The organism is bacterium (genome assembly GCA_035691305.1).
Lineage (GTDB): Bacteria > Sysuimicrobiota > Sysuimicrobiia > Sysuimicrobiales > Segetimicrobiaceae > DASSJF01.
In genome coordinates, this window is record DASSJF010000006.1 from 16,538 (window position 1) to 29,085 (window position 12,548).

Genomic DNA, 12,548 nt, shown 5'->3' on the forward strand with positions numbered 1-12,548 from the left:
CGTGAACGCCCCCGCCGCGCACGTCCCGGCTCCCCGCGAGCAGCTCGCGCTGCTCGCCCGCGGTACCGTCGAGATCATCAGCGAGGACGCCCTGCTGGCCAAACTGGAGCGGCGGCGGCCGCTGCGCGTGAAGCTGGGGATGGATCCGACGGCGCCGGACATCCACATCGGGAACGCCATCGTGCTCCAGAAGCTGCGGCAGTTCCAGGACCTCGGCCACGAAGCCATTCTCGTCATCGGCGACTTCACGGGACTGATCGGGGATCCGTCCGGCAAGTCCGAGACCCGGCCGCAGCTCGACCGGGAGGCCGTCGAGCGCAACGCGGCGACCTACCGTGCGCAGTACAGCCGGATTCTCGACCCGGCCCGCACGCGGGTGGTGTTCAACAGCGAGTGGCTCGCGCCGATGCGGTTCGAGGATGTGATCCGGCTCGCCGGGCGGGCCACCGTGCACCGGCTGCTCGAACGCGACGACTTCGCGAAGCGCTTCCGGGAGCATCTGCCGATCCATCTGCACGAGCTGCTCTACCCGCTCTGCCAGGCCTACGACTCGGTCGCGATTCAGGCCGACGTCGAGCTCGGCGGTACCGACCAGAAGTTCAACAACCTGATGGGCCGGGAGTTGCAGCGCGAGATGGGGCAGGAGCCGCAGGTCGTGGTGCTGACCCCGCTGCTGCCGGGGCTCGACGGTGTGCAGAAGATGAGCAAGAGCCTCGGCAACGCGATCGGGATCACCGAGCCGCCGGCTCAGATGTACGCGAAAGTGATGTCGATCGCCGACGACCTGATGATCTCGTACTTTGAGTACTGCACACTGGTGCCGCTCGAGGAGGTGGGCGCGATCGAGGCCGCGCTGCGGGCCGGCGCCGCGCACCCCCGGGACGTGAAGCAGCGCCTCGCGCACGCGATCACCGCGCGCCACTGGGGCGCCGCCGCGGCCGACGCCGCGGCGGCGGAGTTCGCGCGCGTGTTCCAGCAGCGCGAACGGCCGGAAGAGATCCCCGAAGTGACGCTGGGCCGCGGTCAGGCTGGGAACGGCACGATGCGGCTCGCCCACCTGCTCGTCGCGCTCGGCCTCGCGCCGTCCAACACCGAGGCGCGCCGGTTGATCGATCAGGGCGGGGTGACGCTCGACGATGCGAGGGCGTCGAAGGACGCCGACGTCCCGGTGCGGGACGGCCTCGTCGTGCGCGTCGGCCGCCGCCGGTTCGCGAAGGTGCGCCTCGACGCCTAGTCCGTCCGGCCGCGCGAAGGGGCATACCCTTCCGCGATGTTTGATTTCAGCCCCGCGGCGCTCGCGCTCGGCTTCGTCTTCAGCCTGATCGGGATGGCGGCGTTCGTGTACGGCCGCAAGACGGACCGCCTCGGCATGGTCCTCGGCGGCGCCGTGCTGACGGTGTTCCCGTATTTCGTCGGCAACCCAATGCTGATCGCGCTGATCGGGATCGCGACGATCGCCGGCATGTACTTCTTTCCGGAGTGGGACTGAGACCGGGCACCGCCGGCTGCGCCGCCGTTGATTGACGCTCTCCGGCGCCGTCCCTATACTAGGAACGTAACGCGTGGGCCCTTAGCTCAGGTGGTGAGAGCGCACCCCTGATAAGGGTGAGGTCCGTGGTTCGAGTCCACGAGGGCCCACCAGATTTGAGCGGGCATGAACGGTCGCGGAGCCATCGCGCATCTGCCCACGTAGTTGCTCGAACCCGCGTGCGACGATCGCGACCAGTCTGTCCACCTTCGCGGCGAATTGTCCGAGCGTGATCCGGTGGGCCATGGTGATCCGAGGGTATGCAGGGACCGGCCGCTCCGTCAATCGGGGAACGCGTGTCCTTAGGTCCCCGCCTTGTCGGAGCGCTGCTCCAGCATCTTGCAGAACGCGTCGACGACCTTGACGTCGAACTGGGAGCCCGCGGACCTGCGCAGCTCGGCGATGGCCTCGTCGTGGGAGCGCGCCGGCTTGTACGGGCGCTCGTCCGTGATCGCGCTGTAGGCGTCCACGACCGCGAGAATCCGGGCGCCGAGCGGGATCCGCTCCGCGATGAGTCCGTCGGGATAGCCCTTGCCGTCCCACCGTTCGTGGTGGTGGCGGAGAATGCCGGCGACGCCGCGCAACCGTTCGATCGGCCGGAGGATTTCCTCGCCGGTGATGGGATGCTGACGCATCACCTGCCACTCTTCCTCCGTCAGCTTCGACGGCTTCCGCAGAATGGCGTCGGGGACGGCGATCTTGCCGATGTCGTGGAGCAGGGCGCCCCAACGGATGTCCTGCGCCTCGTCGTCGCGGCAGCCGAGCAGGCGGCCGGTCGCTTCGGACCAATCGGCGAGGCGCTCGCTGTGGCCGCCGGTGTACGAATCGCGGGCGTCGAGCGCGCGGCCCAGCGTGAGGACCATCTCGATGTACGAATCCTGCAGGTTCTGGAACAGGCGTGAGCGGTGAATCGCCGCGCCGCCGGTCTCGGCGATGGTCTTGAGGACGCGGACGTCGGCCTCGACGAACGGCTCCCTCTGCCCTCGCCGCGCCCGGCCGACGGTGATCGTGCCGATCACGTCCTGGTCGGCGCGTAGCACCGCGACCGCGAACGGGCCGATGGTCCCGTGGATCTGGGCGGCCGTGGTAAACGCGGCCGCGTCGTCCGCCGACAGGTCCGGCGTGACGTGCAGGGTCGCGGCATCAAACATCCGCGCCATCGGCGGGGATACGGGACCCGTCGAGCCCACGTAATCGGCGGCGATGCCCGACGCGCTTACCGTCGTCAGCGTCTTGTCGTCCGCGCCGAGCAGCGCGAGCGCCGCGTGGTCGGCGCGGACGAGCCGCACCGCCTGCTCGACGAGCACGGGATACATCTCCGCGGGCGTGCGGGCGCTGCGCAGCCGCTTGCTGAGTTCGTAGAGGGCCTCGAGCTCGGCCGTGCGGCGTCCCTGCGCCTCATAGGACCGTCCGTTCTCGAGCGCGGCCGCGGCCTGCCAGGCGAACGTCAGCATCGCCTCGCGCTCCGGCGCCGACCACGTCCGCGGCGCGTCGTAGTAGCAGACGATCACGGCCGTCGCCCGCCCTTCGTGCACGAGCGGCCAGGAGGCGAAGGCACGAAAGCCCTCGCGGTCTGCCCGTCTGCGCGTCTCATTGCCGGGCGGCAGGCCGCGGCTGTCCTCGACGAAAATCGGCTCGGGCGCCGACGTCCTGCGGCTCTTCGGCAGATCCATGCACGCAAGCTCCGCGTAGCGGGCGAGGTGGGACCACGCGGCGGCGCCGTCGGGCGTCGCGAGCTCCCCGACGTACGCGGCCGACATGCCGTGTGACCAGGCGCAGGTGATGATGCCGTTGGCCGAGCGGAGGAGCACGGCGACGCGGGTCGCGCCGCCGAGTTCCTCGGCCGCCTGCCCGATCGCCGCGGACACGCCCGCGACGGAGGAAGGGCGGTTGAGCGTCTCGCTGAGCCCGACAAGGCGCTTCATCAGCTCGGCGCGCATGCGAGGATCGCCGGCGTCGGACTCGGCCGTCGCGGGCGCCCGGTGAACCGGCGTCGATGTCCCCGTGTGGCGGTCGGGTTTCATCGCTCCCCCGTGCCCCGCTTCGCCGGGGCGTGAAACGGCATATTGTTACTACTATACTAGATACTCCTTTTTTCGTCCCGGCGGACCTTCGCGGGGCGGGCGCCCACGCGGAGCGGAGGGATCGCGGGCGGCGAGATGCAAGCGATACCACCCGTGGGTTCCCATTTCGTCCTTCTGGTCTGCGTGCTCGCGCTCGGCCTCGTTTTCGAGTTCGTCAACGGCTTCCACGATGCCGCGAACGCGATCGCCACGGCCGTGGCCACGCGGGTCCTGCGGCCGGGCCAGGCGGTGGCCATGGCCGGCGTGCTGAACTTCGCCGGCGCCGTGACCGGAACGGCCGTTGCGACGACGGTCGGCAAGGGTTTCCTCGATCCGCACGTCATCACGCAGGCGACGATCGCCGCCGGACTCGTCGCCGGCATCGGGTGGGACTTCTTCACGTGGTACCTCGGGATGCCGACGAGCTCGAGCCACGCGCTGCTCTTCGGCGTGCTGGGCGCCGGCGTCGCGACCGCGGGCGTCAAGGCGGTCGTGGTGCCGGGGGTCGTCAAGGTCGGCGTCGGCATCGGCTACTCGCCGGTCATCGCGTTGCTCGCGGCGTCGGCGGTGATCGTTCTGCTGTACTGGTTATTTTACCGGCAGCCGCCGGCCCGGGTCACGCGGGTCTTCGGGCGGCTGCAGCTCCTATCGTCGATGTACATGGCGTTCAGCCACGGCGGCAACGACGGGCAGAAGACGATGGGGATTATGTCGCTGGCCCTGTTCACCTACGGGGCGCTGGGGTCGACGTTCTACGTGCCGATCTGGGTGATGGGCGCCGCCGCGCTGGCGATGGGGCTGGGGACGGCGGCGGGCGGGTGGCGCATCGTCAAGACGATGGGCTTCCGTCTCACCAAGCTGCATCCACTCGACGGGTTCGCCGCGGAGACCGCGGCGGCGACGACGATCGAGATCGCGACGCGGCTCGGCATTCCGATCAGCACGACGCACGCGATCAACGGCGCGATTCTCGGCGTCGGAGCGTCCAAGGGCGTCCGGTGGGTCCGCTGGAGCGTCGCCCGGAACATCGTGGTGGCGTGGGTGCTGACCCTGCCCGCGTGCTTCGGGCTCGGGTGGATCTTGATGCGGCTGGCGTTGCGCCTAGGCTTGTGAGCGGCCGCGCAGGCGGACGCGCCGCGCGCCGGTATAGATCGTGAACCGCGGACCGCGCACGAACCCGACGAGCGTCATCCCGAACGTCTCGGCCGCGTCGCAGGCGAGGCTGGAAGGCGCCGAGACCGCGGCGAGGATGGGGAGGCCGGCGGCCGCGGCCTTCTGCACGATCTCGAAGCTGGCGCGCCCGCTCACCATCAGGATCTGGCGCCGCAGCGGCAGGCGGCGTCCGAGGAACGCGTGCCCCACCACCTTGTCGACCGCGTTGTGGCGGCCGACGTCCTCGCGCAGCGTGAGCAGCCGACCGTCCGGATCGAAGAGCCCCGCCGCGTGGAGCCCTCCGGTCTTGGCGAACAGTGTCTGGGCTTCCCGCAGCGCGTCGCCGAGCCGCGCGAGCGTCTCGTCGCCGACGGTCAGGCCGTCGTCCCCGGCGCCGGTGATGCCTTGGACGTGGATCGCTTCGATCGAGGCCTTCCCGCAGACGCCGCAGCTCGACGTCGTGTAGAAGTTGCGTCTGAGCCGCTCCGCGTCGTAAGGCGCGCCCGGCCGCAGGACCACGTTCACGATGTTGTACCGCTGGCCGCCGTCGAGGGAGGGGTCGGTACAGTAGCTGATCGTCCGGACATCCTCCGGCGATCGCACCACGCCTTCGGTGCGCAGGAACCCGGCCGCCAGTTCGAAGTCGTATCCGGGCGTGCGCATCGTGACCGAGATCCGCTCGTACGGTGCGCCGTCGGGCGGATACACCCGGATTTCGAGCGGTTCTTCGACGGCGAGGACGTCGGTGCGGGTCCGGGCCGCGTCTTCGCGGGCCTGCAACACCTGCCGGCGGATCGTGCTCGTCCGGGCCGGGGCGGCGGTCTCGGGTCCGTCGGAGGGAGGCATCGCACGCTCATCGTAGCAACGGCCCCCCCGAGCGTCAACGCACGCGCGGCCGGTTGTCGGTTGCCCGCTCGTCCTTGAAAAGGTATAGTGGGGGATGTCGATATGAAAGTCGGATGAACGAGCGGCGTCCGGCCCGGCCCGAAGGGTGTGCCCTTCGGGCCACCGTCATACCAGTCGCAGCCGACATCGTCGACGCAAGGAGAGGCCGCTGAAATAATGGGGAGATCGCGGGGGCCGAGCCCCGTCCGACGTTCTACCGCCGCGCGCGCGCGGGGCCGGCGTCTGACACCCCGGCAGTGGCGGATCGTCCGTCAGGCCGTCCTCGCGGCGGCGCTGGCCGGCACCGCCGTCGTGCTTGTCGCCGCGGGGCTGCTCGTCGGCGCCGGGGCCGCGATCGGCGCGCACCTCCCGTCGGTCGACGCCCTGTACGACCTTCCGAGCGAAGCCACCCGGATCTACTCCTCGGACGGACAGTTGATCGCCAGTCTCTACCGCGAAAACCGCGACAGCATTCCGCTCTCCCAGGTCGCCGCCAATCTCCAACGCGCCGTGATCGACACCGAGGATGCCGACTTCTACCGGCACAGGGGCTTCTCGCTACGCGGCGTCGCGCGGGCCGGGCTGCACAACCTGCAGGACCGGGGCTACGCCGAGGGCGGGAGCACCATCACCCAGCAGCTCGCCCGCAACATGTTCCTCACGAGCGAAAAGTCGCTCACCCGGAAGATCGCGGAGATCCTGCTCGCGGTGCAGATCGAGCGGCGCCTGACCAAGGATGAGATCCTCGAACGCTACCTCAACCAGGTGTACTTCGGGCAGGGCGCCTACGGCGTGGAGACGGCCGCCGAAGTGTACTTCGGCAGGCCGGCCTCCAAGCTGTCGCTGCCCGAGAGCGCGATGCTGGCCGGGCTGATCCGCGCGCCGTCGTACTACTCGCCCTACGAGCACCTCGACCGTGCCCGGACGCGGATGGGCGAGGTGTTGCTGAGGATGGTGGAGCAGGGCGATATCACCGCCGGGCAGATGGCCGCCGCCGAGCACGCGCCCCTGCGCCTCGCCGCCAAGACGAACGCCGGCCTGATCGGCATCCGCGCGCCGTATTTCGTGAGCTTCATCCTGCCGGGGCTGCTGCAGCGGTACGGCGAGGAAATGCTGTACAAGGGCGGGCTGCGCGTCTACACGACGCTCGACCTCAAGATGCAGGCGGCCGCGGAAGAGCAGGTGCGCCGCGCCCTCGACGAGGCGAAGCGCGACCACCTGCAGGCCCGGCAGGGCGCGATGGTCGTCATCGATCCGCGGACCGGGTACGTGCGGGCGATGATCGGCGGGTACGACTTCCGAACGAGCCAGTTCAACCGCGCCTGGCAGGCGCACCGCCAGCCCGGCTCCGCGTTCAAGCCGTTCACCTACACGGTCGCGGTGATGCGCGGCGTCCCACCGACCCGGATACTGCTCGACGCGCCGATCGAGTTCCCGATGCCGGACGGGAGTCTCTGGAAGCCGGAGAACTACGACAAGAAGTGGCACGGCCTGATTACCGCGCGCTACGCGCTCGAGAACTCGATCAACGTCGCGTCGATCCGGCTGGAGGAGGAGGTCGGCCCGCGCGCCATCGTCGACCTCGCCCACCGGATGGGGATCGGGAGCCCGCTGCAGGCGAATCTGTCGCTCACGCTCGGGTCGTCCGACGTGACGCTGCTCGAGCTCACCTCCGCGTACGGCGTGTTCGCCAACGGCGGCATCCGCGCGGAGCCGCTCGCCGTCACGCGCGTGACCGACTATCACGGGAAGGTGCTCGAGGAACACGTCTCGGACCGGCACGTCGTGCTGAGCCCGCAGGTCGCCTACGTGATGACCGACATGCTGAAGGGCGTCGTCGCGCGCGGCACCGGCACGGCCGCCCAGATCGGCATTCCGCAGGCCGGCAAGACCGGGACGGCGGACGACTATCGGAACGCGTGGTTCATCGGCTTCACGCCGTCGATCGTCGCCGGTGTCTGGGTAGGCAACGATGATAACTCGCCGATGAACAAGGTGACCGGCGGCAGCCTGCCGGCGCGGACGTGGGCCGCCTTCATGAAGCAGATTCTGCCGGCGCTTTCGAAGGACGATTGGACGTCGCCGGACGGCGTGGTACAGGCGACGGTCTGCGCGACCGACACGACTGCGGCAGGCTGCACCACCCGGCCTGAGGTGTTCATCCGCGGCACCGAACCGGACGGCGCGACGCCCGTGGTCCCCACCGCGCCGTCGCCCCAGCCGGCCGGTCCGCAGCCCTCCGGCCAGACGCCGCCGGGGACTCCCGCGGCGGCGCCCGCCGTGCCGGCGGGGGCTACGACCGCGCCCGGTACGCCGGCCTCCGCGGCTCCGGCGCAGACGATCACGATCCCGTCGACTACGCGCGCGCCGTCCGCGCTTCCGGTTGTCATTACCGCGCCGCGCCACGGCACCGCGGTCGATCTGCCGCTCACGATCACCGGGGCGGCGCCCCCCGGCACGCTGGTGCACATCACGGTGACGAGTGAGAGCGGGGCGCTCCGGGTGCAGGCCGCGGACGTCTACATCCGCGCCGATCAGTCCGGTACATTTTCCTACCAGGTGAACTCGTGGCTGCGGCCATCCGGCGGATCGCTTGTGATCACCGCTACCGCGACGGCGGGCCCCGACGGCGCAACCACCGCCGGCACGGCGACCGTCACGGTCCAGATCAAGTAGGCGACTGCCGGGTCACCGTATGTCCAGCGTTCCGGACATCCCCGCTTCGCGGTGTCCCTCCAGCGTACAGGCGAACGCGTAGCGGCCGCGGCGCGCCGGAACGAACTCTAACGACGCTGTTCCTCCGGGATTGAGCCGCACCGCGCCGGCGCCGCCGGCCCCAGTCAGCGTCGGCAGCCGTGTCGAGACTAGCCGGCGCCGCACCTCGGCGAGCTCGCGACCGATGAACGTGGTGAGCTGCGGCGGGAGGTGATGGCGCGCCATGGCCCCACGTTCGTCGTTGGTCCGGATGGGACCCGCTTGCCCGCTCGGGGCCGCCCCAGTATAGTAGTAGGGCAGACCGCCCGGGCACGCCGCCCGGGCGGGCCGTTCCTTCGAGGGGGATAGCCGTGTCAGGACATTCCAAATGGCATAACATCAAGATCAAAAAGGGCAAGGCCGACCAGCAGCGGGGCAAGCTCTTCAGCAAGCTCGCGCGGGAGATCATCATCGCCGCGAAAGACGGCGGCGCGGATCCGGCGAACAACATGCGCCTGCGATCGGCGATCGAGCGCGCCCGCGACGCCAGCATGCCCAACGACAACATCCAGCGGGCGGTGCAGCGCGGGGCGGGCGGCGGCGACGGCGCGACCTTCGAAGAGATCACCTACGAGGGCATGGGGCCGGCCGGGGTGGCGCTCCTGATCCAGGTCGCGACCGACAACCGCAATCGCACCGCCTCGGAGGTTCGCAACGTCCTCACCAAGGCCGGCGGTTCGATGGGCGCCTCGGTCGCGTGGATGTTCGACAAGAAGGGTCTCATCACGCTGTCCCGGTCGGTCGCGTCGGAAGACGAGGTCATCACGAAGGCGATCGACGCCGAGGACATCAAGACGACCGACGGGGAGTACGAGATCACGACCGCGCCCGAGGACTTCGTGAAGGTGCGCCGGGCGCTCGAGGGGGCCGGCTGGAAGCCGACGCTCGCGGAGGTGACCATGGTGCCGAAGTCGTCGGTGGCCGTGAGCGGCAAAGACGCGCAGCACGTGCTGCGCCTGATGGAAGCGCTGGAGGATCACGACGACGTCCAGCACGTCTACGCGAACTTCGATATTCCGGACGAAGTACTGCAGCAGGTCGGCTGAGACCACGGGGGGGTGTTCTGTGTCGCTTCGCGAGAGTATCGAACCCGGATTCCGCAGGGTCTGGATCGCGGTTCAACAGAACGTTGAGTTGATGCCTGAGGCGCGATTCGACGAGAGGCACGAGGGCCTCGAGATCAAGTCGTTTCGCGAGATCGCACTGCACATCGCGAACTCGTCCGTGATGTTCGGCGACAACGTCGGCAAGACCGTCTGGGAGCGCATCACGGCGTTTCCGCCGGACAACCACCGGTCGCGCGCGCAGGTGCTCGACGCGGTTCGGCAGGGCGGCGAGCGGTACCTCGCGGGTGTGGACCGTCTGACAGACCAGGAGGCCGGGAAGATCGTCGAGGCGCCGTGGGGCGAAAAACTGCCGCAGGGTGCGCTGGTCGGGTTCCAGGTGCCGCACGCTTTTTATCACAACGGCCAGCTGTCTATTTATCTCCGGTTGGCAGGGGTCAAGCCGGTCTTCGCGGCCCGCTGACCGCGGAGGGACGACCGGGCAGGCGCCCGAGACAGGCAGGAGGCGCGCGGGCCCCTTTCAATGAGGCCCGCAGGAAGGCCCGCGGCTAATGGCGAACATTGGTTCGTGTTCGCTTCCGCGAGCCCGTCTCGAGCCGCGGCGCCGAGCCGCCGCGCCGTTGGCATGCGGGTACTCGGCCTTGACCCCGGCCTGCACCTGACCGGTTACGGCATGATCGAGACCGGACCCGTGCTGCGGGTCGCGGAGGCTGGCGTGATCCGCACCGATCCGCGCGCGCCGCTCGCCGACCGGCTCGCCGAATTGCACGCCGGGCTGTGCGAGGTGCTCGCCGAATGGCGGCCCGACGCGATCGCCCTCGAGGACGTCTTTGCGCATCCCGCGTTTCCCCGCACCGGCATTCTCATCGGGCACGTCTGCGGCGTGATCAGCATCGCCGCGTCCGAGCGGCGGATTCCGATGGAGACGATTCCGCCCGCGGCGGTGAAGCGCGCGCTCGTTACCTCCGGCCGGGCCGACAAACGCCAGATCCAGCGCATGGTCCGGACGCTGCTCCGGCTCGAGCGGGAGCCCGTCAGCCACGTCGGCGACGCGCTCGCGTTGGCGCTTGTGACGCTGTCGCGCCGGGGCGTCTCGCTGGTGCCGGCATGATCGCGCTGCTGCGCGGCCGGGTGATGCGCCGCACCGACGAGATGCTGGTGCTCGACTGCGGCGGGGTCGGCTACGAGGTGCACCTGCCGGCGTTTCTGCGCGACCTGCTGCGCGCCGATCCGCATCGGCTGGATGAGACCGTTGAGCTGCACATCTCCTACCACGTGAGCGCGAATCAGCCGCGCCCCCTGCTGGTGGGATTTCTGCGCGAGGTCGAACAGGAATTCTTCGAGCGCTTCATCACCGTCGACGGCGTGGGGCCGACGAAGGCGATGAAAGCGCTCGCGCATCCGATCGAGCGCGTCGCGGACGCCATCGAGCGCAAGGACATCGCCTTTCTCCAAAAGATGCCCGGCATCGGCGCGCGCACCGCCGAGAAGATCGTCGCCGCGCTGCACGGCAAGATGGGCAAGTACGCGCTGCTCCGCACCGACGTTCGCGCGGAGCCGGAGGAAACGCCGGCCGGCTTCCAGGAGGAAGTGATCGAAGTGCTGACGCGCCAGCTCGGCTACCGCGCCGTCGAGGCGCGCCGGATGGTGGCCGACGCGCTGCGCCGCGACGGCGCGATCGCGTCCGCGGAAGCGCTCCTGCAGGAAGTCTACCGGCTGGAACGGGGGTCGCTCGCGTGACGCGCGAGCGGACGATCGGGCCGGCGAGCGGGACCGGGGAGCCGCCGGCCGGGGCGGACGCCGACGAGCAGTTCATCCGCAGCCTGCGGCCGAAGCGCCTCGGGGAGTGCATCGGGCAGCCGCGCGTCGTGACCGGCCTGTCGATCAGCATTCAAGCGGCCCGCGAGCGGGGCGACGCGCTCGACCACGTGCTGCTGCACGGCCCGCCGGGGCTCGGCAAAACCACGTTCGCCAACGTGATCGCCGCCGAGATGAACACCAAGATCGTGACGACGTCCGGCCCGGCGCTCGAGCGCGGCGGGGACCTGATGGGCATCCTCACCAACCTCGAGGCCGGCGATGTGCTGTTCATCGACGAGATCCACCGCCTCTCGCGGGCGGTCGAGGAATTCCTCTATCCGGCGATGGAGGACTTCTGCGTCAACTTCGTCATCGAGAAGGGCGCCCACGCGCGGACGCTGCGGTACACGCTGCGGCCGTTCACGCTGGTCGGAGCGACGACCCGCGCCGGCCTGCTCTCGTCGCCGCTGCGCGACCGCTTCGGCATCGCGCACCACCTCGACTTCTACCCGGTCGAGGACCTGGCCCGGGTCGTCCGCCGTTCGGCCACGATCCTCGGCGTCGAGGTCGCCGACGACGGGGCGGAGGAGATCGCCCGGCGTTCGCGCGGCACGCCCCGCATCGCGAACCGTCTGCTGCGGCGGGTGCGCGACTACGCCCAGGTCCGCGCCGCGGGCAAGTTCACGCCCGAGGTCGCGAAGGAGGCGCTCGAGTTCGAGGGCGTGGATCCGATCGGGCTCGATGCGCAGGATCGCGAGCTGCTGCGCACGGTCGTGCAGGTCTACGGCGGCGGCCCGGTCGGCGTGGAGGCGCTCGCGGCGACACTCAACGAAGAAGTCGACAGCATCGTCGAGATGATTGAGCCCTACCTGTTGAAGATCGGTTTCTTGACGCGGACGCCGTCGGGGCGGCGCGTCACCCCGCAGGCCTGTGACCATCTCGGCGTAGCCGTTCCCGAACGCCCGCCGCGCGGTCAGGGCGCGCTCTTCCCGTGACCCCCGCGTCGATCGGCCGGCTGCTGGTCGGCCTCGGCCTCCTGCTCGTCATCATGGGCGGCGCGATCGTGCTGCTCGGGACGCTGCCGCGACTGCCCGGGGATATCTACCTGCAGCGCAAGGGGGTCACGCTGTACGTGCCGATCCTCGGCAGCGTGCTTGTGAGCCTCCTGCTGACACTGCTCCTCAACCTCCTCTTCGCGCGGCGATGACCCGCCGCGCACTGCTCGCGGCGGGCCTCGCCGCGGCCGCCGCCTGTTGGACGGGCTCGTCGGGCCCGGCGCTCGGGACGGAATCGCCGCTCGTC

At 69.9% G+C, this 12,548-nt stretch carries 13 protein-coding genes and 1 tRNA gene; 11 read left to right on the forward strand and 3 right to left on the reverse strand.

Going from position 1 to position 12,548, the window contains the following annotated elements:
• Position 1 precedes the first annotated feature (1 nt).
• The 3 genes from tyrS (at position 2) to VFL28_01170 (ending at position 1,641) form a co-directional block, all read left to right on the forward strand.
• Positions 2-1,234 (forward strand): tyrosine--tRNA ligase, encoded by a 1,233-nt coding sequence (gene tyrS / locus VFL28_01160; protein HET7263248.1) that lies wholly within the window; start codon positions 2-4, stop codon positions 1,232-1,234.
• 36 nt (positions 1,235-1,270) lie between these two features.
• Positions 1,271-1,489, forward strand: coding sequence for a hypothetical protein (locus VFL28_01165; GenBank protein ID HET7263249.1), 219 nt, complete (start codon positions 1,271-1,273; stop codon positions 1,487-1,489).
• A gap of 75 nt (positions 1,490-1,564) precedes the next feature.
• Positions 1,565-1,641, forward strand: a tRNA-Ile gene (locus VFL28_01170).
• A gap of 189 nt (positions 1,642-1,830) precedes the next feature.
• On the opposite strand, the gene VFL28_01175 is transcribed toward VFL28_01170, so the two are convergent.
• Positions 1,831-3,468: an HD domain-containing phosphohydrolase gene (locus VFL28_01175; GenBank protein HET7263250.1), complete on the reverse strand. Its 1,638-nt coding sequence runs from the start codon at positions 3,466-3,468 to the stop codon at positions 1,831-1,833.
• A gap of 237 nt (positions 3,469-3,705) precedes the next feature.
• On the opposite strand from VFL28_01175, the gene VFL28_01180 reads away from it, so the two are divergent.
• Positions 3,706-4,704, forward strand: a complete 999-nt coding sequence (locus tag VFL28_01180; protein HET7263251.1) for an anion permease — start codon at positions 3,706-3,708, stop codon at positions 4,702-4,704.
• On the opposite strand, the gene fdhD is transcribed toward VFL28_01180, so the two are convergent.
• A complete protein-coding gene (gene fdhD / locus VFL28_01185) occupies positions 4,693-5,589 on the reverse strand; it encodes a formate dehydrogenase accessory sulfurtransferase FdhD (protein HET7263252.1) in 897 nt (298 codons plus the stop codon). The two genes, VFL28_01180 and fdhD, sit on opposite strands and share 12 nt — an antisense overlap.
• Before the next feature lie 216 nt (positions 5,590-5,805).
• Between fdhD and VFL28_01190 the strand changes: the two genes are divergently transcribed.
• Positions 5,806-8,304 carry a PBP1A family penicillin-binding protein gene (locus VFL28_01190; protein HET7263253.1) on the forward strand — a complete coding sequence of 833 codons (2,499 nt, stop codon included), beginning with the start codon at positions 5,806-5,808 and terminating at the stop codon, positions 8,302-8,304.
• A 12-nt stretch (positions 8,305-8,316) separates the two neighbouring features.
• Here VFL28_01190 and VFL28_01195 read toward each other — a convergent pair whose 3' ends face one another.
• Positions 8,317-8,568 (reverse strand): multicopper oxidase domain-containing protein, encoded by a 252-nt coding sequence (locus VFL28_01195; GenBank protein HET7263254.1) that lies wholly within the window; start codon positions 8,566-8,568, stop codon positions 8,317-8,319.
• A gap of 125 nt (positions 8,569-8,693) precedes the next feature.
• On the opposite strand from VFL28_01195, the gene VFL28_01200 reads away from it, so the two are divergent.
• From VFL28_01200 to VFL28_01225, 6 genes are all read left to right on the forward strand, one after another.
• The gene (locus VFL28_01200) at positions 8,694-9,428 is read left to right on the forward strand and encodes a YebC/PmpR family DNA-binding transcriptional regulator (GenBank protein HET7263255.1); all 735 of its coding nucleotides are present in this window, start codon (positions 8,694-8,696) and stop codon (positions 9,426-9,428) included.
• A gap of 19 nt (positions 9,429-9,447) precedes the next feature.
• On the forward strand, positions 9,448-9,909 hold the full coding sequence (locus VFL28_01205; GenBank protein HET7263256.1) for a DinB family protein: 462 nt from the start codon (positions 9,448-9,450) through the stop codon (positions 9,907-9,909).
• A gap of 162 nt (positions 9,910-10,071) precedes the next feature.
• Positions 10,072-10,557: a crossover junction endodeoxyribonuclease RuvC gene (locus VFL28_01210; protein HET7263257.1), complete on the forward strand. Its 486-nt coding sequence runs from the start codon at positions 10,072-10,074 to the stop codon at positions 10,555-10,557.
• Positions 10,554-11,186 (forward strand): Holliday junction branch migration protein RuvA, encoded by a 633-nt coding sequence (gene ruvA / locus VFL28_01215; GenBank protein ID HET7263258.1) that lies wholly within the window; start codon positions 10,554-10,556, stop codon positions 11,184-11,186. The genes VFL28_01210 and ruvA overlap by 4 nt, the downstream gene beginning before the upstream one ends.
• 14 nt (positions 11,187-11,200) lie before the next feature.
• Positions 11,201-12,241 carry a Holliday junction branch migration DNA helicase RuvB gene (ruvB, locus tag VFL28_01220; protein HET7263259.1) on the forward strand — a complete coding sequence of 347 codons (1,041 nt, stop codon included), beginning with the start codon at positions 11,201-11,203 and terminating at the stop codon, positions 12,239-12,241.
• The gene (locus VFL28_01225; GenBank protein HET7263260.1) at positions 12,238-12,453 is read left to right on the forward strand and encodes a DUF2905 family protein; all 216 of its coding nucleotides are present in this window, start codon (positions 12,238-12,240) and stop codon (positions 12,451-12,453) included. Before ruvB ends, VFL28_01225 begins: the two co-directional genes overlap by 4 nt.
• The last annotated feature ends 95 nt before the right edge of the window (positions 12,454-12,548 follow it).